The organism is Arthrobacter sp. SPG23, assembly GCF_000876655.1.
Lineage (GTDB): Bacteria > Actinomycetota > Actinomycetes > Actinomycetales > Micrococcaceae > Arthrobacter.
The window spans coordinates 279,028-299,668 of record NZ_JYCN01000015.1; the positions used below are offsets into that span (position 1 = coordinate 279,028).

At 62.4% G+C, this 20,641-nt stretch carries 17 protein-coding genes; 6 read left to right on the plus strand and 11 right to left on the minus strand.

Annotation, left to right across the window (positions count from 1 at the left end; translation table 11 throughout):
- Positions 1 to 1,784 precede the first annotated feature (1,784 nt).
- Complete coding sequence (gene mobF / locus TV39_RS09030; RefSeq protein ID WP_052500536.1) at positions 1,785 to 5,357, minus strand: MobF family relaxase; 3,573 nt, start codon at positions 5,355 to 5,357, stop codon at positions 1,785 to 1,787.
- Between the two features lie 71 nt (positions 5,358 to 5,428).
- Here mobF and TV39_RS21375 point away from each other — a divergent pair, with 71 nt between their 5' ends.
- The 5 genes from TV39_RS21375 to TV39_RS09055 all read left to right on the plus strand — a co-directional run bounded on the left by TV39_RS21375 (position 5,429) and on the right by TV39_RS09055 (position 9,313).
- Positions 5,429 to 5,920 carry a hypothetical protein gene (locus tag TV39_RS21375; protein ID WP_052500537.1) on the plus strand — a complete coding sequence of 164 codons (492 nt, stop codon included), beginning with the start codon at positions 5,429 to 5,431 and terminating at the stop codon, positions 5,918 to 5,920.
- A gap of 256 nt (positions 5,921 to 6,176) precedes the next feature.
- On the plus strand, positions 6,177 to 6,665 hold the full coding sequence (locus TV39_RS09040; protein ID WP_052500538.1) for a hypothetical protein: 489 nt from the start codon (positions 6,177 to 6,179) through the stop codon (positions 6,663 to 6,665).
- Entirely contained in the window at positions 6,662 to 7,690 is a 1,029-nt protein-coding gene (locus TV39_RS09045) for a hypothetical protein (RefSeq protein ID WP_043480732.1), read from the plus strand. Before TV39_RS09040 ends, TV39_RS09045 begins: the two co-directional genes overlap by 4 nt.
- On the plus strand, positions 7,687 to 8,136 hold the full coding sequence (locus TV39_RS09050; RefSeq protein WP_043480735.1) for a hypothetical protein: 450 nt from the start codon (positions 7,687 to 7,689) through the stop codon (positions 8,134 to 8,136). Before TV39_RS09045 ends, TV39_RS09050 begins: the two co-directional genes overlap by 4 nt.
- On the plus strand, positions 8,129 to 9,313 hold the full coding sequence (locus TV39_RS09055; protein WP_043480736.1) for an alpha/beta hydrolase: 1,185 nt from the start codon (positions 8,129 to 8,131) through the stop codon (positions 9,311 to 9,313). The genes TV39_RS09050 and TV39_RS09055 overlap by 8 nt, the downstream gene beginning before the upstream one ends.
- A 10-nt stretch (positions 9,314 to 9,323) precedes the next feature.
- On the opposite strand, the gene TV39_RS09060 is transcribed toward TV39_RS09055, so the two are convergent.
- From TV39_RS09060 to TV39_RS09105, 10 genes are all read right to left on the minus strand, one after another.
- Complete coding sequence (locus TV39_RS09060; protein ID WP_043480738.1) at positions 9,324 to 10,355, minus strand: DUF4192 domain-containing protein; 1,032 nt, start codon at positions 10,353 to 10,355, stop codon at positions 9,324 to 9,326.
- 453 nt (positions 10,356 to 10,808) lie between these two features.
- Positions 10,809 to 11,570, minus strand: a complete 762-nt coding sequence (locus TV39_RS09065; protein WP_160292493.1) for an enoyl-CoA hydratase/isomerase family protein — start codon at positions 11,568 to 11,570, stop codon at positions 10,809 to 10,811.
- Positions 11,571 to 11,637: 67 nt separating this feature from the next.
- On the minus strand, positions 11,638 to 12,615 hold the full coding sequence (locus TV39_RS09070; RefSeq protein ID WP_043480741.1) for an NAD(P)H-dependent flavin oxidoreductase: 978 nt from the start codon (positions 12,613 to 12,615) through the stop codon (positions 11,638 to 11,640).
- Positions 12,612 to 13,772: a zinc-dependent alcohol dehydrogenase gene (locus tag TV39_RS09075; RefSeq protein ID WP_235347320.1), complete on the minus strand. Its 1,161-nt coding sequence runs from the start codon at positions 13,770 to 13,772 to the stop codon at positions 12,612 to 12,614. Before TV39_RS09075 ends, TV39_RS09070 begins: the two co-directional genes overlap by 4 nt.
- Positions 13,773 to 13,890: 118 nt before the next feature.
- Complete coding sequence (locus tag TV39_RS09080) at positions 13,891 to 14,646, minus strand: SDR family NAD(P)-dependent oxidoreductase (RefSeq protein WP_043480744.1); 756 nt, start codon at positions 14,644 to 14,646, stop codon at positions 13,891 to 13,893.
- A 26-nt stretch (positions 14,647 to 14,672) separates the two neighbouring features.
- Positions 14,673 to 15,689, minus strand: a complete 1,017-nt coding sequence (locus TV39_RS09085) for a cyclase family protein (protein ID WP_052500540.1) — start codon at positions 15,687 to 15,689, stop codon at positions 14,673 to 14,675.
- Positions 15,690 to 15,697: 8 nt separating this feature from the next.
- Positions 15,698 to 16,156 carry a VOC family protein gene (locus TV39_RS09090; RefSeq protein WP_043480746.1) on the minus strand — a complete coding sequence of 153 codons (459 nt, stop codon included), beginning with the start codon at positions 16,154 to 16,156 and terminating at the stop codon, positions 15,698 to 15,700.
- A 54-nt stretch (positions 16,157 to 16,210) separates the two neighbouring features.
- Positions 16,211 to 17,371, minus strand: coding sequence for a mandelate racemase/muconate lactonizing enzyme family protein (locus TV39_RS09095; RefSeq protein WP_043480889.1), 1,161 nt, complete (start codon positions 17,369 to 17,371; stop codon positions 16,211 to 16,213).
- A gap of 8 nt (positions 17,372 to 17,379) precedes the next feature.
- Positions 17,380 to 18,747 carry an MFS transporter gene (locus TV39_RS09100; RefSeq protein ID WP_043480751.1) on the minus strand — a complete coding sequence of 456 codons (1,368 nt, stop codon included), beginning with the start codon at positions 18,745 to 18,747 and terminating at the stop codon, positions 17,380 to 17,382.
- 92 nt (positions 18,748 to 18,839) lie between these two features.
- Complete coding sequence (locus tag TV39_RS09105; protein WP_043480755.1) at positions 18,840 to 19,757, minus strand: LysR substrate-binding domain-containing protein; 918 nt, start codon at positions 19,755 to 19,757, stop codon at positions 18,840 to 18,842.
- A 170-nt stretch (positions 19,758 to 19,927) separates the two neighbouring features.
- On the opposite strand from TV39_RS09105, the gene TV39_RS09110 reads away from it, so the two are divergent.
- The gene (locus tag TV39_RS09110) at positions 19,928 to 20,638 is read left to right on the plus strand and encodes an SDR family oxidoreductase (protein WP_043480758.1); all 711 of its coding nucleotides are present in this window, start codon (positions 19,928 to 19,930) and stop codon (positions 20,636 to 20,638) included.
- The last annotated feature ends 3 nt before the right edge of the window (positions 20,639 to 20,641 follow it).

The window sequence follows — 20,641 nt, forward strand, 5'->3', positions numbered from 1 at the left end:
CCTCGGTAAGATTTTCTCTGGACGGCGAATAGCGATGCTGGTCGAACAGTATCGTTTCCGGAATCCTGCGCCTGTCCCTGAAATTCGTTCGGGTTAGCCCAAGCCACCGCGCCACCGACGCTCTTGGTTACGACCAGCGCAGCGAAGTTAAGCACCAGCCCCCACCACAAACTACGAGCGCGGTAATGGCCGTCTGCATTGTCCTGCGCGACGTCCAAAGCATCGTCGTCCTTCTGTGAGAATCCACTGCCGCTAGGGAACGGCCGCAGCGGCGCAAATCTGGATCGCGAGTGGTCCGTCATCCCGGGCAACGGTTCACTTCGAGGAGGGTGATCTCCTAGTCTGCAGGCTCGGTCTCAGCTGTTAGGCCCCGGGCGCCAGTACGGACTACGGCCACGACGCCGGGTGTAAGACGCCGGGCATCCGGCGTAAGGGCGGGAAGGGTGGCAAGGCGGCGGTGCCGGCTTCCGCCATGGAGGCACTGAACGCCTGTCTTGGAACCACGGACCGGGAGCTGGCAGGGCAGGCAGTGGGCATCACCTGAGGCGTTCCTACCGTACAACGGCTGGCGCGACCGGCTGGCATCGAGTGGCGGGTCAGGCCACACACGTTCGCGACACTGGCATTGGATTCAGGGACCGCCCTGCATGACCTCCAGAACAGCATGGGCCATGCTGGCCCTCGCAGCACACGACGTGGCGACGGTCGGCAGCTACGACGTCGGGAGGGCACTCAGCTACGACGTGCCGAACTCCACCCGTGCAGTTAGCCTACAGGCATGTACGAAGCTTTTTGGCTGCACCGAGCCGGTCCCGCGTCTCTGCCCTGAAGCCTTGGAAGCAGTGACGAAAAAATGACGAAGACGTTGGGAATCGCGCGAAAATCGAGGGAACTCTCAGGAATCCACATTTGTCAAGAGCCAGCGAAAAGACCCCCCCAAAAACCATGGTTTCTAGGGGTCTATCCCGAGCTTCCTATCAGAATCGAAGTGATGACCTTTTCATTACGAGTGAGACGATTCCAATGGCGGGCATAGCCTAATGATCTAGTACACGTCATGATTGCACTATCCCTGATGGTGTCACCAATGTCTGCACTCTCCCACTGTCGGCCGTTCCACGCCAATCTTGCCCATGCATCCGGTGCGCTTGGCTAACTGGGACCTCACCCCCTGAGCACGAGGATGATAATGACGGCTCCAGCCATTCACGCGCTCCGAGGGTCGGGCTCGAGTCTTGATCAAGCCTCGCTGCCAGGTGCCCAGGCCAGGGAATCTGAAGCCCGTATGTAATAAGTTGACGGCCATGGTGCTCCAGGTCGGACTTGTGCCGGATCCGGCGAAATAAGCAGAACCGATCCAGGCCAGATCGGCTCCGGCAGAGCTGCGATCCATGCTGGCTGAACGTGGTCGAAGCGGTTCCATTTGATGGTGATCCACGACCCTGTGGGTTCGAGGGCGTCAACGCTCACAACGGTGACCTCTGCCGTCGTGCCACTGCTTCGCTTCATGTCGTTGAAGTGATCCCACTTTTCGGTAGCGCCAGCCACCCATGAACGCCGCCGCCGTGCTCGGACCAACCAGACCGCCCCGGCGACTGCGGCCGCGAGGAGTGAAATAGCTACGATCAGTAGCAAGAACAAGTTAGTCGGCCCATGGGCGGCCGCCGCTCCGACGAGATAGACGACGCACACAGCTATCGCCACGCTGCTCACAAGCAAAGCAGGTGTCGCAAGTTTCGGCTTCAGGACTGGGTTCGTATCCATGGATTACCTTCTCGACCAGTTTAGAGTTGCCAGCCGACATTGATAAGGCGGGCCTCCCAAGTCTTCGGGTCATCCGTCCACGTCGGAGCCTCCACAGGACTGGGGGAGGGAAGAGCTGCTTGATCGATGAGGCGACCCATATCTGCTCGCTGCGCCACTTGCTCCCACTCGTAGGCGGCCGGAAGCGGACCAAGGGGAAGGGACGAATCCTGGATGCCCCAACGGTCCCTGTAGATGGCGACTTGCCGGATGACAGCAGTTGCTTCATCTGGATAGACGAAAGGACCCAGACCTTCCAGCAGGTTCCGTTTCCAAGCGGCGTCGTTCATCAGTGCGGATCTGATGACATGATCGCGCCTGTGCTGCATCCGGTCCCGTACTTGGCTGACCATGTCGGCGACGTCGGGACGAGCAGTCCGGAGAACCTCGGTCAATGGATCAATTGCGCCGGCAGACATCGCGGCAATGAACTGCCGCAGCCGGGAATGGATGACTGCCGCGGTATCTCGGGCGGACGCATTTTTATCCAGTGCCGCAGCGACAACACGCTGGGCACTTGGACGGCTGACTCCAACTGACCTGCGCCACGCAGCTACAGCTGCGCCCCACGAAGTAGATTGCTGAAGCGCTGAAGCTCCGCCAGTTGAGTGAGTCTCGATGAACCCGGCCAGATCATCAGAGGCGGCCATTTGCGCGAGATGGTCGTACTCAGCACTCAGGCGCTCCAGGCTGTCCGCCTTCGAAAGCTCGGCATCACGGACTTCGTGGGCCGTCCTTTCGGCGCCTTCGGCCGCAAGGACCTCGCCCAGGATCTCGCGCCACGACGCTTGCAAAGCGGGATCCAGGGGCTCGTCATCCAGGGGGTCATTCTCGCTGACATAGGCATGGTTCCCTGCGCGTCCCCGCGTCATGCTCACGTACAGCAGTTCACGCGTCAGTCGGCCCTGTGTCACTACGGTGTGGCCGGTGTCCACGGTGATGCCCTGCGAACGGTGGGCCGTCGTCGCATAACCCAGCTCAACCGAAGCCTCAACATAGTTACGGCTCAAACAAATCGTTGCGCCGTTGTCCCGGCGAACCGCCGTGAGTGAGCCGTCGCGCCGCCCCGTACGGACGACGTCGAGCATGGCTCCATTCCGGATGAAGTCACCGCAGCTGTCGGTGATGCTGCGGTCATTGAGGCGGGCAATGACAGTGTCGCCAGCACCGGCGTGAAGTCCGTCGCTGAGCGCTACCGATTTCTCCGCATCTACGGCACCTTGGACGACGCGATCTGCTTGGGCGCGCTGGTTGAGCATGCCGACCGTATCATTGTCGGCCGCGATGAGAATCGACGTCTTGCCGCTGTGGATGTCGGCCTGCCATCGGAGGTACGCCCGGTCAACCATCTCGAGATACACGCCGTGCTCAATGCGCCCGTGGCTGTCGTAGTCGGAAATGGCGGCGAAGTCCCCGGCACGAAGCTTCAGCGATGCGTCTTGCTCCCAAGCCTCCTTGAACCGCCAAATCGTGCTCAGCCGCACTGTTTTGCCTTGTCGGTCCAGCCAGCCGAGGACACCGCCGGCGTCGATGGCGTCCAACTGCCCCGGGTCTCCAACCAGGAGCAGCTTAGCCCCGGCGTCGCGCGCCTGCTCTACCAATGCCGCCAGTTGAAGGGTGGACACCATGGAGGCCTCGTCCACGACCACGAGCTGGTTGGGATGAAAACGCCACCTGTCCTGTTCGGCAGCAAGCCGGGTGGCTCTCTGGACGAGGCGAGTGGCGTGCGGGCCTCTGGGCGCCACGTGATTGGCCAGCCGCTGCTCGGTGTCGAAGAACTGTGCAGCCCGGTTGCCGGCGCCCTGGCCGACAGACTCGTACAGCCACTTGGCGACATTCTCCGTAGTCAGTGCAAGCTCCCGCCCAAGGACCTCGGCGCTCGCAGCCGCCGGCGCCAGCCCGACCACGGTACCGGCGCCAAACGCAGCTTCCCAGGCAGCCTTGACCGAACCGAGGGTGGTCGTCTTGCCGGTTCCGGCTGGACCGACGACGGCGTCGAGCCGGTGGCCGCTGAGCAGAACGTTTGCTGCCGCCGACAGTTGGTCGGAGTGCAGATCGAGCCGGCCGCCGTGTTTGTAGCTGGCGAGTGATTCCATGGCGACGACGGCGCTCACTGCCGGGCCGTCGTCGTCGTTCCTTGCTTCCAAGATGATGTCCTCATTGGCGAGAGTGGCAGCGTCCGTGTAGAGGCGGGAGCCGTGGAAGTCGAAGATGCTGTGGCCTGCGAAGCGGAGATCGGCCTGGGCGTTCGCAGGGAGGGTGTATCGGTACTCATTGAGTGGGACGGACTGGGTTTCGGCAGCGGTGGCGATGGCATCGATCAGGGTGTGTCGGTCCGCCGGTGTGTGGCAGCGGATTTCGGCGCAGACACGTTCGGCTTCTGCCAGAAGGTTCCACCGATTCCAGGTGGCGCGCTTCGTGGCGACGCGCTCGCGGGTCAGGGAGCCCACCGCGTCCACCCAGCTTGGTGTGAAGTCGCAGGTGCGGAAGGGCGCTGCCCGGGAGCACCTAATGGTGTTGGCGAGCACTTCTCGGGATTCGAAGCCCTGGGCGGCCGCCCGTGCGCTCCACTGGGCGGAGAGCTGGCGGAGGGGGATGGCTGTTTCCGGTTTGGCGGTCCGGGTGGAAAGTGTTGCCTGCTGTCGGAGCTTGATGGTGGTTGTCGCGGTTGGGGGAGTGCCGTGACTGGCGGTCCATTCGGCCACGAGCCGGTCGGTTTCGAGATCGATGAGACGCGAGCGGTTGGAGAATTCGCGGATCAGCGCATCGTCGACGCCGGTCAGTTGCTGGCTGGGGTTGCGGCTGCTCGCGGCCGGCAAGCGGATGTCCGTGTCGGTGCCGAGGTTACGGTGGAGGGCGTCGAAGAGGAGACCGTTGTAGTGCTCGCTGGCAGCTACCGCGGCCTTGTACAGAGTCCGTGAGTCGAGCGTGACCCATGCGCCGTCAGTGATGCGCTGGATGCGGTTGGCGATGACCATGTGCGTATGGAGCTGCGGATCCCCAGCACGTGACTCCCAGTGGTCGAAGGCAGCAGTGATAGCTCCACGTGTGCCGAGGTGGGCGACACCGTTGCGGCCGGCCCTTGTGTGGATGACGTAAGTCTCCAGCCACTCAAGGGTGGCATTGACCGCCTGGTGGTGGGTCTCGAGGATTTGGTCTTGGAGTGTGCGGGGGCTCAGCGCCCAGAGGACGGACACCGATTTGGGGACGCTGAAAGTCAGGTCAAGGCCGACGACGGCGTGCCGCGTCTCTGTGCGACCCTGGCTGTTTTGCACGATGGTGGGGTGGCCGTGGGGGCGGCCCAGAGTTGCGCCGGAGTCCGGGTGAGTGGCGTGATCGAAGATTGCCTTGGCGTCCGATTCCGTGACGACGTCCCCGGCAGTCCGGTTGATGCCTCGCACGCCGGACCCGAGCCAGCGGCCCTGCGGTGTTCCGGCTTTCATGTAGTACGTGGTCGCGTCGGCTGGGGTGATTGTCAGATCGTCCATCATGGTGGTCTTGAAGAGATACTTCAGGCCCGACTGAGCGGAGAGCCGGGCGATGGACATGGTCATTGGCTTTGGCTTTCTGGGTTCCGTTTGGTGGCCGTCCAGCCTCGGCGGCGGAAGAGTGCTTTTGTGCTGTCGTGGAGCTCGACTCCGGTTGCCTGGGTCAGGGCCAGCAGCTTGCCGCCGAGGTGGACCAGATCATGAGCATCTGTCTGCTGAATAGATTGAAGGCGCGCGACGTCGGAACGAAGGTTTCGGATGACTTCGCGATGCTCGGTGTTCTCGGCTTCGAGCCGGTCGATGTCTACAGCTTGGGACCGGAGTTGGTTGCGGAGGGATTCTTGGCGTTGTCGGCTGCTGGCCAGATCAGCAGCCGGCCTTACCGACGCCTTGCGGTGAGTCTCCATTTGGCCGAGCTTCGAATCGAAACCCCGGCGTCGAACTGCCGCAGCAGGAACCGGGCCCATTGCGGCAGCCGCCTGCCGCCGTCGTCGATCGCGTTGTCTGTTGGCGCAGCGCGTGGAACAGAAGCGCTGAGACGAGCGCGACGGCTCGAACCTCTCGCCACATTCCCTGCACTTCTTCCCGCTCACGTTGGTTCATCTTTGAGATCTCTACTGACGACATGACTTGCCGTGAGTCCGCGCTCACGGTGAATGCCTTGGATGCCAGAGGTGTGAGGTTCGTGGGGGCCGGGTGCCGTCCGAGGCTTGAGTCGCCTGGAGCAGCAGGCCAGGGAGTCGATCGGTCTGATGGGCTCTGGACATGTCCAGAGCCTGGGCGTTCAATGGAACTGAGGCGTCTCTTGATGGTCCAGGACGAGCGGACCGATAAATCAGATGGCGACCGTGCGGCAAACGCCGGCGGCCGCAGGATGGGGTTCCGATGGACGGCACAGCTTCCGCCAAATATTCGCCGGCGCGATGCGCTGTAGAAGGCTTTTTGGCACTCAATCTGCCGAGCCGTCTTTCGTTGGAGCGGCTGATATCGATCGTTGAGAACCTCCGGCGTCGGCGGATTGAGGTCGACGTTTCCGAGTCCCTGAACGGAGGGTCGGTCTGCGGGCTGTGGCTGTCCACAGACAACACGGAGATCATCCTGCACGCGCCGACGTCGTCGCCACTACATCGGCAGCAGTTCATCCTCCACGAACTGGGCCACATGGTGCTCCGACACGATGAGCTCGTGGTGTCCTCAAACTATGCGGAGACGTTGTTTCCCAACCTGTCCGGCGATAAGGTGTCGCGGATCCTGGGGCGAAGTGACTTCCTGGACCATATCGAGGCCGCTGCCGAAACCTTGGCCGATCTCTTTGCCGCTGCAATCCGGGACAGCAGCCTCGAGCCGCGGTCGTTTGAACGGATCTTCGGATGATTCAGGACATTGCAGCAGCCGTGATCTGGTGTCTGGCGTTGTGCCTCCTGCCGGATCTGAAGCGGCGCAAAGACAAGAGCATCCTGGTGGCGGCCCTAACCATCGCCACTGCACTCACGCTCAACGTTGACAGCATCTATATCGCGGGAGACCACGTCCTCGGCAGCCGGAATCTCCTGGATCTCATAGCCAATATCTTCATGGTTGTCGGTATCTACTTCCTGTCCCGTGCGATCCTTCGCGCCGCCGATGTTAGCGAGACGGTGGACATTCACAGCAGAGCAGGGCTTTCGGTTCTCGGGATTGTGGTTGTGGCCCTCATCGTCAGCTTCAGTCTGGTTGATGCTCCGCGGACCTCCACTGCATTCATGAGGGACTTCGGAAGCCAGTGGCCGGCGGCCGTGTACTCAAGTGTTCAGTTCCTCTACATCGGCGTGGTTGTGGCCATCACCGGCTTTACCTGTTTCAGGTTCCGCGGCGAGATGGCGAGGCCGTACTTCCGTGTCGCTTTTGTGTTGATCGGCCTGGGCTGCGCGTTGGCTGTAGTGGTGGTCCTTGCCGTGTTGGGGATGAACATTCTTCATCTCCTGGGGGAGCTTGAGGCCATGACGCGTCTCTCCTACGTCTACGACGCCGCGCTGGTGGGGGCCATGGTTTTCCTTTGCGTGGGCCTGGCCTTGCCGCCCGTCGCACGTCGGCTAGAGCGGAGATCGGATGCCCGGGCCGCAGCTGTTCTCGTCGAGCGGCTGTTTGGTGTCTGGGACAGAATCACGTCGGAGCGATCCGAGATCCGGTTGGATTTGGCTCAAACTACTATTGACCGCCACGATGCACCCCAGCGGCGGCTGCATCGGATGCTGGTGGAGATCCAGGACGCATTATTCGTGGACCCGCACCTTGCCCAATCGCTGAGTCAGAATGATTTGGATGTTCTCCGAGAAGCGGAGCGGCATCTCGGGACCCGGTTGGCAGCAATGGGGCGCCGACCACTGTGGCTTTCACGGAAGGGGGACACGACGCCGTGACCGACAGCGACGCTGGGATCCCCGAGCAGCCGCAGGCGAGACTCGCGCGGAAGTTGAATCTCCTCCTGGATCTTTTTGAGGCCCAGGGTTCAGCGCCCCTGACATATCCGCAGATAAGCAAGCACATGTCGGACCGCGGAACACCGTTGTCTCGCTCCCGCTGGGCCTACATGCGTGCCGGCGACAGTTCCATGGCCACGGACCCGCAGCTTTTGAGGAACCTCGCCGAATTCTTCGGCGTTGACCCCGGATACCTTTTGGACGACGACGGCGAGGTACCCGACTTGGTGGAGGCACAGCTCGAACTACTCCGCACCCTGCGGGAAAACCGGGTGAGAAACTTCGCTGCAAGACAACTGCAAGGGATTTCTCCGGAGACCCTACTGCGCCTACGCAAGGCCATAGACGAACGCTTGAAAGCTCCCGAGGGCGACGCCGATGCGTAGGGCCGCCATAGCTGTGGCCATAGGCTGTGGCATCGCCGGCGCTGCCGCCATCCTCGTGGCGGCCTATTTTGCTCGGGAAGTTGTGGTGCCAAAGACGCTGCGGAAAGAAGATCTGGAAATCCGTCGTGTGTTCCACGACGCCGACGAAACGTTGATGGTGGAATTGTCGGCATCGGAGCGGACCACGGCACCAGGCCGCTACAGCATCTGGTTTGCCAACGGCACAGGGCATGCCTGCATCGGAGAGATCGTCTCCTCTGACGATGCGGCGGGGACGGTAACCCGCGTCGTTGAACGGGTTGATTCCGGCGATCTCTGGACTGCAAAGGCCGGCATTTGGAGCGGATACGTCTATTCGACGCCGGAACCGTTAGGGCTGCCATACTCTGACGTTCAGATTCCAGTGGAGAACGGAATTGCGCCCGCCTGGAAGTTCACACCGACAGACGCGTCGCGGGATGCTTCCACGTGGGCCATGCATATCCATGGCTTGGGCGGATCGAAAGCCGGCGCACTCCGGGGCGTGCCCGTCGCGGACCGGCTGGGATACACATCTCTGGTTGTTTCACTCCGGAACGACCGCGATTCGCCTGCATCGTCGGATGGTAGGTATCACCTGGGGCAGACCGAATGGCGCGATGTTGAAGCTGCGGTGTCGTATGCCGTCGGGCAAGGTGCACACCAGATAGTGCTTTTCGGCTGGTCCCTCGGTGCCTCGATCGCTCTCCAGCTGGCGGCATCTTCGGAGTTCCGGCACCTCATTTCCCGGCTCGTGCTCAATGCCCCCGTTATCGACTGGAGCAGCACGCTGCTGGCCAACGCCCGGTCCGGTGGACTTCCCGGTTGGGTTGCGCGGCTTGGACTGCAGATGCTGAGTTCATCCAGGATGCGTTGGATCACGGGCTTGGATGCTCCGTTGAGCTTTCATGCGCTGGACTTTTTGGCGCGGGCGGATGAACTGAGTGTTCCACTCCTTGTCATCCACAATGAAGCGGACCGCTCGACGCCCTTTGCCATTTCCCGCGAGTTCGTGAGCCGGCGCCCTGAGCTGGCAATGCTGCTCACTTTTCCTTCCGCGGAGCATACGCAGGAGTGGAATTCCGACCCGGACGGCTGGGACGCAGCGGTGGAGAACTGGCTCCTGAACGTCCCGCCGTCGTCGTCCATATTCCTATGATCCTGCGGGCCTATGAGGCTTCGAGGCCCCAAGGGCGGAAGGCCCGGTCTTTGTCCATGTTCCAGCCGGCCACCATTCCGGAGCCGATCATGAGGTCGCTGAGTCTGGCCAGACGGTAGGCGGGGTCTGCTTCGAGGGCGAGTTGCAGGAACTGGTGGGCTTTGCTGCCGCGGCCTTCCCACCAGTTGACGAAGGCGATGGCGGTGAGGATGGGGGCGGAGTGTTTGGTGCTGCTGTGCGTGTAGGCGTGGAGCAGCAGCTGCTGTGCCCATTCGACCCGGGACCACTGGGGCGCGCCGTGTGTTTGTGCCAAGAGAACGCGGTCCATCGGTTCGTCGATTCCCGGGATGTCGGCCATGAGCTGGTCGCGAATGGCGGGGGCCTGGAAGTTCGCAATCAGGTCGATGGTCTGATCGTCGTTGGGATAGGAGATCGCGTCCAGCATGCCGTCCCAGAGTGTCCTGGCTTGTTCGAGGGCCTCGCCCGGGTTCATGCTGTGTATTGCTTTCACGCGGTCGTTGACGGCGTCCGCTGTGCGGCCTTCTTTTGTGGAGGCTGGCAGGGTGATGTGGTTTGTCGGTGCGATGGTGCTGCCGCGGTAGATGAATTCGGCGTTGATCTGGCTGGACTGGGTCGCGTTCAGCGGGAGTGTCAGTCCGTCCTGGGGGTCGCCGTCGTACGGGGAAACGGTGTTGTCTCCGACGAGGAGCCCGTCGCGGATGGTCATTCCGCGCTCGGCCAGCGCGCACGTCAGTGCTGCGATGGTTGCTGCATGCGGCTTGGGCTGTCCGGGTTTCTGGGGCTCGGAGGTGTACACGGCGAAGAGCACGCTGGCGGCGCTGGCGTCGTGGGCGAGGTAGTCGGCCACGGTGCGGGCGTAGCTGAGTCCGCCCTCGCGGGTGGGGAGGTCGACTCTGAGGGTTGCGCCGACGCGGTTGGTGTCCAGGGTGATGCACACGAGGCTTTCTTGCGGCCAGAACCCGAGGGTGTGCCCGACGAAACTGAGGACGTCGGCTGGGGTTTTGATGGTGAGCGGTTCCATGTTCCTTCTCCTTCAGCGACTGGCGGCACCGGATGTGTCTGTCAGATTTGTGCGTCGTTCTGATACACGGAGTCACCGCTGGGTTTGAGGGTCCGGAACGCAACTTGGGGAACCGGGAGCGATTCAAACTTTCGCGAGGAAATAAGCGACGCAGGAGCGCCGAACGAAACTTTGAATCGAACCCGGCGCGTGGCGCCCTGGTTGCGTGGAGGACCCGCCCAGCGACGATGGACGATCAGAACGACAGACAGCGAATTGCTTCTGGCGGTTCATGGAGGCGGGGGAGCGGGACGGCATGATTTCAGATGTCTGCCGCCGTCAGTGAAGGGCACGCGCGACTAGCCGGATGCGAAGGCAACTATGCCAGCGTTAGTCGATGCCACGAGGGCTGGGTCGGGGACCATGACGGTCTGCCGCGATCTGGCTGCCGCGTGTGACGCCTGCGTAGGGGTATTACTTCCCGGTGAACCGCGGCTCGCGCCGGCCGTAGAAGGCGGCTTTTCCTTCGGCGAAATCCTGCGAAAAGTACAACGCCCGCTGGATTCGTTGCTCGGCGGCGAGAGCGTCGTCGACGTCCAGCCGCCCGGCCGCGAAGAAGCCCTTGATCGCAGCCAGCGACCGCGGCGCGCGCCCCGCGAGCACGACGGCCACATCCAGGGCCCGCTGCAGCGCTTGGCCTGCGGGGACCGCCTCGTCCGCAAGCCCCAGCGTGAGCGCCTCGCTGGCGCCGACAGGGTCGCCCAACATCAGTACCCGCTTGGCCGCAGACCGCCCGATCCGGTGAGACAGAGAGCCCATCAAACCGCCATCGGGGAGCAGTCCTAGACGTGTAAACGGAAACAGCGCCTTTGCACCTTCTGCCATGATGACGATGTCGCAGGCCGCCATCAGCCCAACACTAATTCCGGCAGCCGGGCCCTCGACGGCGGCGATCACGGGTTTCGCGGATCCGGCCACCAACTGCACCAGCGTCCGGATCCGGCTCATCCGTTCATCGCTGTCTTCCTTCGTCGCAGGCGGCATCGCGGAAAGGTCTCCGCCTGAACTGAACGAACCGTCAGCCCCCGTAAGGACAAAAACGCGGACGGCGTCGTTCGCAGCAGCCGCAGCGAGGGTAGCGATGAGTTGTTCACGCATGAGTGTGGAAACGGGGTTGCGGCGGGCCGGATCGTTCAGCGTTACCACCAGCACGCCGTCGTGCAGTGCCGTAAGCACCAGCCCATCCGTGGGCATCAGTGCCCCGACAATCGTTGCCCCGCACTTCGGGGGACAAAAAGACAAGTCATGCGCGGGCTGCAATCCCTGCGCTAAGGCGTGACCGGATCAGGTCCTCGGCTTCCTGGACAATCCTGGCCACCAACTCTGAGCAGCCTGGCACATCGTAAATGAGCCCTTGGACCATACCAACGGTCCAGACACCGGACTCGGGATCGCCCTCCGTATAGACCCGTCTGCCCCGGGACCCAGCCACCAAGCTCCTGACGTCCTCGAAAACACCGCCGTTCGCCAGGATCCCCACTGCCTCGCGGCTGACCGAGTTGCTTGCCACGCGCGAAGTATTGCGCAGGGGGCGAAAAATGAGTTCGGTGTCTAACTCGGTGGCGGCAACGATCGCGTCTTTGATCCTTGGATGAATTGGAGATTCCTGGGTGCACATGAACCGCGTCCCCATGCTGATTCCTTCGGCTCCAAGCGCCAGCGCCGCGACCAACCCGCGGCCGTCGGCTATTCCTCCGGATGCCAGTACCGGAATCCGGAGACGGGCGGCGGCTGCGGGAATCAGGACAAGGCCAGGGACATCGTCTTCGCCCGGATGGCCGGCGCATTCGAACCCATCGATGCTGACAATGTCCACACCCAGGGACTCGGCTTTGAGCGCATGCCGCACACTGGTGCATTTGTGTATGGTCGTGATTCCCTGTGCCTTGAAGACGTCAACAAATGGGCCCGGATTGTTTCCGGCAGTCTCCACCACGGATACTATTTCGTTGACGATCACATCGCGGTACTCGTCATAGGGTGGAGGACTGATGGACGGCAGTATGGTCAGGTTCACTCCGAACGGGCGGTCGGTTAGTTCACGACAGCGTCTGATTTCACGCGCCAGATTCTCTGGTGAGCCAGTGGTCAGCGCGCTGATTATGCCGAGCCCCCCAGCGTTGGAGACAGCGGCCGCAAGCTCAGCGGTTGCCACCCACTGCATGCCGCCCTGCACCACGGGATGTTCAATGCCCAGAATCTGCGTTGCCCGCGTTTTCATGACCGGTTGTCTTCCCCGGGAATAACGCCGTCCACCCGGCGGCGGGTCCGCGACCCCGGGCGGTCGGGAAGTGCCGGAATGAGCAGGACCTTGCACGAGTCCTGGGAGAGAAGTCCGATGGCCTCGTCGAGAGCGGAAAGCGGAAAGCGGTGGGTGACGAACCTGGACAGGTCGAGTTTGCCGCTGGCGACAAGTTCCGCGATCTGCTCCCAGGTTCCCCAGAGCGAACGCCCAAAGCTGCCTGTGAAAGTCAGCCCCTTCTTGATGAGGTACGTGGCGACGTCCAATTCGATCGGGCTTCCCGGAATCCCCACGGCGACAACCGTGGCTTCCCTGCGGAGGGCGTCGAGGAGCGGCGGGAGTGCGGCCGGAACTCCTGACGCTTCGAAGGCGACATCAAAACCAATCTTGTCGCCCGAAAGCTTCCTGCACGTCCCGACGACGTCATCTTCGGGAGCAAGTGCTGTTGCGCCGAGGTCTTCGATGAGGCCTCTGCGGTAGGCGTTGGGTTCCACAACGAGCACGTTGGCGGCACCCATGGCGCCGACGATTGCGGCGATGAAAAGGCCGACGGGGCCTCCGCCGCTGATTACAACGTCAGCCCCGGAGAGGACGATCTTGGATCGTTGGATGGCGTGCATCGCGACACCGGCCGGTTCGAGCAGAGCGCCTTGTTCGAGCGGAAAGTCATCGGGCAGCTTGAAACAGGCCCCCGCTGGCACGACGAGCCGCTCGGCAAAGCCGCCATCCAAATGCAGGCCGAGGAGTTCCATGTTCAGGCAATTGTGGGCGTCACCGGTACGGCAGGGGTAGCAGTTCCAGCAGGCGATGTGGGACTCGAGAGCCACTCTGTCACCGATACCGAGGGATTCAACCCCCGAGCCGACTTCAATGACAGTGCCGGCACACTCATGCCCCAGCACGACGGGAATCTTGAGGTTGAATGCCTGCGCCATGGGTGAGTACTCGTACAGCGCGCGGTCGGTTCCGCAGACCGAGGCTGCAGCGATTTGAATCTTGACCTTCCCTGCCGAGACCTGCGGTTCGGCATAGGCCGTGACGAACTCGACACCGCGCTCGGGTCTTGCCTTGAGCACGGCACGCATGGTGCTGCCGGCATGGGCGGATTCTGCCTCGGGAGCACTAAGCGATGTCATTCTCGAAACCTGTCTGTTGGGATTTTGTCGCGAAAAGGGGGGATGCTGGTGCAAAAGGGGGTGCCGCCGTCGGCTCGGCAGAGGCACCTCCCTTCCTCACCGCGGGGGCGGCTGCGGTTCAGCCGAAGACCACGCCTCCGTTGACGTGGAGGATCTGTCCTGTGATGGTGCCGGCGTCGGGTGCGAGGAGGAAGGAGATGGCGGCGGCGATTTCCTCCGGCTTGGAGAGACGACCCAGGAGTGACATTCCGGCGATCCGGTCGCGGTCGGTGTCGCTCAACACATCGGTCATCGGGGTTTCTGTTGCCCCGGGGGCGACCATGTTTACGCGCACGCGGTGGGGGGCAAGTTCGCGGGCGTAACCGCGAACCAGTCCGATGAGGGCGGCTTTGGAGGTGGCGTAGGCGCCGTTTCCCATCAGTCCGCCTCCGGTGAACGCGGCGGCGCTGCCCAGGACGACTACGGTTCCCAGGGAGCCTGCGCGGATAAGGTGCGGCCCCGCGGCGGAAATCGTGTTCTGGACCCCGATCACATTAATGTCGAGCACACGCCGGAATTCGGCGACATCGATGTCGAGCAACGGCGACCGGCTGACTATCCCGGCGGCGGCGACGACGCCCGTCAAGCCTCCCCCTTCGGCGAATTGGTCGGCGGCGCGCCGCATGGCGTCGGCGTCCGTCACATCGGCGGCAATCGCGAGGTGCCCGTCTCCATCCAGCGTCGCTACAGCTTCTGAGGCGGCCGTGGGGTTGATATCGACGATGGCTACCCGGGCACCTCTGGCCGCAGCCTGGCGCGCACATGTCAGGCCGATGCCCGATGCGCCGCCGGTGATGAGGACAGCTTCGTCTTTCACAGACTGGGGTTGATTCACGTTACGTGCTCCTGATGTTTCATTTCTTAGAGGATTGCCATTGCGTTGGCGGGGCTGCCGACGCCACCCAACAGGTTTAGCGGCTGTGCGGTGAGGAATACGTCGTACCGTCCCCGCAGGGTGCAGGCGGCGGCAAGTTCGTCGAGGACCCAGAGTTCACCGATGGTGAGCCCCAGCAGCGGGATGAGGATACGGTGTAACATCCCGCTGTGACTGGATTTCGGCATCGTACCGGTGAGTTCTGCGTCGACGGTGAGGTTCGAATCTGTCGCCGGCCAAGCCTCGAGAGCGATGTTGTCCGACGCCGCCACCGAGACCTGGTGATCCCAAAGCCAGGCCGCCGTGTCTTCCGACTGGCGAAGGCCCGGCGAGCGAAGGACACCATCCGAACGATCAGGGCCCTGCCGGAAGTACTTCAGCCATCCGGTGCGGATCATGATGATGTCGCCGGGCTGAATCGAACTCCCTTGCCACTCGAGCGTTGCGTCGAGGTCTTCGACGGGAATTTGTTCGTTTCGTGTCTGGTCGATGGGACGGCCGACCGCCTCGCGGTAGGTGCCCACATCGATGAGTAATCCTCTTCCTGCAATCCCGCGTTGCGCGACCGCCTGGATGCCGAGGTCGGGTTGCCCGGCAACCAGCCGCGTGGGATCGGCGTCGTTGTAGAAGCCACGGTCCGGGTGCCCGAAATGCCGAAGCCCGTCGAGCTGTGTGGACGCCTGCAGGAACAGGTTGTCGATTCGGTCATCGCGGTGAAAGTCATTCAAACCGAACACTATGTGTTCAATTGATCCGCGGTGGGCGATGATCGGCGGGTCGAACTCGGTCAACGGAAGGTTGAGCGGTACGACGTCGCCTGTCACGATGCTCCCGCGCGCGGCGAGCACGCGTTCGGGAGTGAGGTGGTTGAGCGTGCCGAGCTGATCTGCCGGGCCCCACAGGCCCCACGCCGTACCCCGTAGTCGCCCGGGGCGATCGAACAGCCGGTCGAACCGGGGGAACTCACCCCCTGAGGTCTGCGGACGGGCTTGAGGAGTCGTCATCGGCTGGTTCAGGATTCACCCTCGGTCATGACCTGGTGGATCTCGATCATGTTGCCGGCGGGGTCGGTGAAGAAGATCTGGTGCCAGCCTTCCACCGACCAGATGCCCCAGTCGTCGAAGGGGATGTTGTGTTCGGTCAAACGCGCCTTGATCGCCTCAATGTCATCGGTCCGGAATGCGAAGTGCCCTCCGATGAGCGGGTTGACCGAATGCCCTTCCTGCGCCGCAAGGTATGGCTGGCGCTGGGTGGCGTGGATCTGCAGCTCATTGGGGTCGCCGGCGTCGTAGAACTTTGCGGCGCTGTCCCACTCGGCGTCGCCGTCGATGTCCTTGTCCGCGTTCTTGGAAGTGGCGATCATCGCAGGGGAGGGGAGTTGGTTGAGCCCCAGGGCCTTCCCGTAGAAGTCGGTCAGCAGTGACATGTCATCTGAGGTGACGTTGACGTGGTGGAGACGGAGGTAAACCATGATTGATCCTTTGATTGATGGGTTTGGGATTGGGAGTACGGGTGTTGGGCGGTGTCAGAGGTCGACGCGGTAGCGGGCGACCTTCTCCGGATCGAGTCGGACGCCGAGGCCGGGCCCGTCGGGGACCCGCATGTGCCCATTCTCGATCAGGAGTGGTTCCTGGAGTAGTCCGTCGGCCATGTCCAGGTAGTTGGACAGTTCCGCGGCGGACCGTGCGGTGATCTCTTGGGATGCGCCGAACACGAGCGAGCAGACGGTTCCGAGATGTGCGTCGATCTGGTTGCCGATGACTGCTTCGATGCCGAGACCCTCGGCAAGGTGGGAGACACGGAGCGAGTCGGAGAATCCTGTCCTGGCGGTTTTGATGCTCACTGCAGTCGCTGCACCCGAGAGGATTTCGCGGGTGACGTCTGCGGGGGTCGGGGCGCTCTCGTCGGCGACGAACGGGATTGGGCATTGCGAGACGAGCCAGCGCCTGCCCAGTACGTCATCGGCGGGGCAGAGTTCTTCGACGCGGCTGAGGCCCACGTCTTCGAGCTGACGGACCGCTAAAGCGGATTCCGCTGCTGTCCATCCGCGGTTCCCGTCGATGTACAGTTCGGCCTCGGGCCCCAGGGCTTCGCGGACGGCTTTGCAGACCGCCACGTCCAAGGGGATGGGGCGGCGGCCGACCTTGATCTTGAAGCTCGAGATGCCGAGCGTCTCCCGCAGTTGGATGGCTTCCGCGGCCACGACCCCGGGATCATCGAATCCCAGCATGTGGCTGACCTGGAGCTGGTCGGTGAAGCCTCCGAGAAGGCTGTGGACCGGGGTTCCGATCGTTTTGCCCCATGCGTCCCACATGGCCATGTCGATTGCGGCTTTGGCGGTGGGATTTCCGACTGTTCGTGCCAGCCGTGACCGGACCAGCTCGCGGTCGAGGATTGAGAGACCGATGATGGCGGGGGCGAAGATCTGCTCGATCACGGCGACGATCGACGCTTGTGTCTCACCGTAGGTGTAGGGGCGCGGGGGTGCTTCGGCGATACCGACTACCCCGTCGCTGGTGACGATCTCCACAAGAACGTTGTCTGCAATGTCGATTGATCCGCTCGCGAACCGAAGCGGCTTGCGATAGGGGATCGCATAAGGCACGGTGCGTACTTCGAGGATGCGTGCCGCCGTTGACGGCTCATGGCCCGGAGCCGCTGTATGGGTGGCTGTTTGAACTAGCAAGGTTTCGGTCATCCTTCGGTGTGCGGATTGGCGGCGGTCCGTGCAGCCGTTTCGGTATTCAAGGTCCCGCGGAGTCCTCCGGTGTGGCGGTCGGCCCATCCGATCAGGAAGTAGTTGAAAACAGCTGCGAGGGCGAAGAAGCCGGCCATGACCAGCAGGCCGGCGGAAGTCGTTCCGGTGAGGTCGGTCAGCCACCCGAGAATGTACGGGCCAACGAGGCCGCTGACGTTACCGACACAGTTGACCAGAGCGATGGAGACCGCGGCCAGTGCGCCGGCATAGACCTGCGCGACGGTCGCCTGGAACGTGGAGAGGACGGCGAAGAAGCCGGCAGCGGCAACGCTCACGCCGATGAGCGACAGGAAGGGGTTGCCCGAGAGAACTCCGATCAGAAGTCCCAGCGCTGCGGCAACCATCGGGATGGTGAGGTGCCAGCGACGTTCACCCGTCCGGGAGATGCTGCGGAGAATGACAAACATGACGATTGCCGAGAAGATCCACGGAAGCGCGGAGACGTAACCGGATCCCACAGGGTCGAGGTGGAATTGCTCCTTCACGATTGTGGGGAGGAAGTACGTGATCGACCAGAATCCGATCAGGATGAAGAAGTACGTAACGGCGAACGCCCAGAGTGACGGCCTCCGCAGTGCTGCCGGTAGCTGCTTGAGTTCGTGGGCTCCGGAGTCCGCGCGCTGGGTAACGTTCTGGGCCAGGTACGCCTTCTCATTTTCGTCGAGCCATGGCGCCTTTGCAGGCGAGGAGGGAAGGACGAAGAAGATGACGACGGCGAGGAGGATTGCCGGGAGACCTTCGAGGACGAACACCCACCGCCATCCAGCGATGCCGCCGACGCCGTTCATGAGAAGGATCGATGAGGTCACCACCGAGCCGACCGCTAGTGCGACCGGAACAGCGAGGTTGAGCCACGACATTGCCTTCGGCAGCAGACGGGCCGGGCACCAGAGAGCGAGGAAGAGCATCGCCCCGGGAGAGTAGCCGGCCTCAGCCAATCCGAGCAGGAACCGCATGATGTACAGGGTGACATCATTCTGCATCCAGGCCATGGCTATGGTCACGACACCCCAGGAGACCATGATCCGCGCCAGCCAGATCCGTGCGCCCACCTTGGCGAGAAACATGTTCGAGGGGATTTCAAACAGCAGATAGCCGATGTAGAAAAACCCGGCCGCGAGGCCGAAAGTCGCGGCAGTCAGGCCCAGGTCCTTGGACAGCGGGCCCGCGATTACACCGAGATTGGCGCGGTCTATATAGGAGATGAACATCCCGAGCATCAGGAGCGGAAGAACCTTGACCGTAATTTTGCGGAAGACGCGGGCTTCGATGCCCGGGTCCACCGCCACAGGTGTTGTTGTCATCGCAGTTGTCTCTCTTCATTGAGGGTGTGTGAATTGGTGCCTTCAAAAGAGACTAGCTATGGATTCTTCCTAATAGAAATACCAATTACCTCTTATTTGAGATCGAAACCAGAAAGATCCGGGGTTGGCAAGGCCGATTCCGAGACTTTCAGGACGGCCGCAAGGGCAGGCGACTGGTCTTCCTTGCGCCAGGTCAGCGTGGCAAACATGTGGCTGGGGTGGATGTCGACCAGTTCCCGGTAGACGATTCCGACGGACTGCGCCGGCGTGACGGAACTCAGGGTGATGGTGATCCCCGCCCCGGCAGCTACAAGGGCAAGCGCTGTCGCCGAGTCGGGCGATACCTGGACCACCCGTGGCCGGAACCCCGCCGTGATGCAGAGGGCAAACATGGTGGCCTGGAGGATGGATCCCGTGTCGGAGGGAAGGCTGACGAAGTCCTCGTCATGAAGGTCCGCCAGTGAGAGATTGGGCTGGTTCGCCCGTGGATGCCCTTCAGGCAGTGCGCATAAGATCTGCTCCACCTCGACGACGCGCGACTCGAGTTCCGGGTGCGGTGTTGGAAGGCGTGCGAAGGCAAGATCCAGGGAGCCCTCGAGGAGTTTGTCCAGCGCGGTATATACGTAGGTCTGCGATTCCAGCTGCAACTCGATTCCGGGATGCGCCTCCCGCACGGCGCGGGTCAGTAGCGGAAGGGCGCGCTGGCTCGAGGCGCCGGCGAAGGCGATCCGCACCCGGCCCTGGTCTCCGGCGGCGATGGATTCAGCGAGATTCCGGACCGCGACAACCTGGCTGAGCACCTTTCGTGCCGGAATCAGCAGTCTTGAGCCTGCATCGGTCAGCGCAACGCTGCGCGTGCTTCGCTCGAACAGCTGGAGGCCGAGGCTTTGTTCGAGCTGCTTAATGCGCGCACTCAGCGGTGGCTGGGACATGTGCAGCTTGGCGGCTGCCCTGCCGAAATGAAGTTCTTCGGCTACAACGGCGAAGGCCTCAAGATCCTTGATATCCACGACTCTGTGCTCCCTAATCCGATTATTCTGTTCTGTGGATCAGAATAGCCATAATTAGTATGAAAGTCAGGTACTATCCCAGCCTCTTTGGACGGATACTAGAGAGCGTGTGTTGCGCCGAAGCAACTGCGTTCCGCTCATGCCGATGTGTGCGGAGGAAGGAAAATCTCATGGTCGAACGACTTCTGGTTACCGGCGGAGCGTCAGGAATCGGACGCGCAATCGCACTACATGGACTGGAGCAGGGATGGGAGGTTGTAATCCTCGACAGGCAGCACGCAAGCGTCGGTCGCTCGATTATCGCGGACCTCTCTGACGTGGACAGCACGGCGGAAGCCCTGGAGGCGGCCCTGTCGGAGGGGCCGATCACACGCCTGGTCAACAACGTTGGCGCCGTCTTCCCGGCCCCGCTCCGCGAGCAGACTCTGGGCCAACTTGATCAATCGCACGCACTGAACCTCCGATGCGCCGTGCAGTGCACGCAAAGTGTCCTCGACGGCATGACAGAAGCTGGATTCGGCCGCATCGTCAACATGTCCTCACGCGCTGCTCTGGGCAAGGAACTGCGCACCGCCTATGCTGCCGCTAAGGCCGGCCTTATCGGCTTGACCCGGACGTGGGCCCTGGAACTCGGAGCAGCCGGGATTACGGTCAACGCGATCGGGCCTGGACCGATCGCCACCGAGTTGTTCATGAACGCAAATCCGGAAGACTCGCCACAGACCAAAGCCATCATTTCGTCCGTTCCTGTCGGCAGGCTCGGCCAGCCTGATGACATCGCCAACGCTGCCGGCTTCTTCCTCGACGAGCGATCCGGGTTCGTAACGGGCCAGACGCTGTATGTCTGTGGCGGACTTACGGTGGGATCTAATCCAATGTGAGGT

Bases quoted from the DNA above. Each gene is read 5' to 3' on its own strand.
- mobF (WP_052500536.1), bottom strand. From the start codon at position 5,357: ATGACCATGTCCATCGCCCGGCTCTCCGCTCAGTCGGGCCTGAAGTAT.
- TV39_RS09040 (WP_052500538.1), top strand. From the start codon at position 6,177: ATGGACGGCACAGCTTCCGCCAAATATTCGCCGGCGCGATGCGCTGTA.
- TV39_RS09045 (WP_043480732.1), top strand. From the start codon at position 6,662: ATGATTCAGGACATTGCAGCAGCCGTGATCTGGTGTCTGGCGTTGTGC.
- TV39_RS09055 (WP_043480736.1), top strand. From the start codon at position 8,129: ATGCGTAGGGCCGCCATAGCTGTGGCCATAGGCTGTGGCATCGCCGGC.
- TV39_RS09060 (WP_043480738.1), bottom strand. From the start codon at position 10,355: ATGGAACCGCTCACCATCAAAACCCCAGCCGACGTCCTCAGTTTCGTC.
- TV39_RS09070 (WP_043480741.1), bottom strand. From the start codon at position 12,615: ATGAAAACGCGGGCAACGCAGATTCTGGGCATTGAACATCCCGTGGTG.
- TV39_RS09075 (WP_235347320.1), bottom strand. From the start codon at position 13,772: ATGACATCGCTTAGTGCTCCCGAGGCAGAATCCGCCCATGCCGGCAGC.
- TV39_RS09085 (WP_052500540.1), bottom strand. From the start codon at position 15,689: ATGACGACTCCTCAAGCCCGTCCGCAGACCTCAGGGGGTGAGTTCCCC.
- TV39_RS09090 (WP_043480746.1), bottom strand. From the start codon at position 16,156: ATGGTTTACCTCCGTCTCCACCACGTCAACGTCACCTCAGATGACATG.
- TV39_RS09100 (WP_043480751.1), bottom strand. From the start codon at position 18,747: ATGACAACAACACCTGTGGCGGTGGACCCGGGCATCGAAGCCCGCGTC.
- TV39_RS09110 (WP_043480758.1), top strand. From the start codon at position 19,928: ATGGTCGAACGACTTCTGGTTACCGGCGGAGCGTCAGGAATCGGACGC.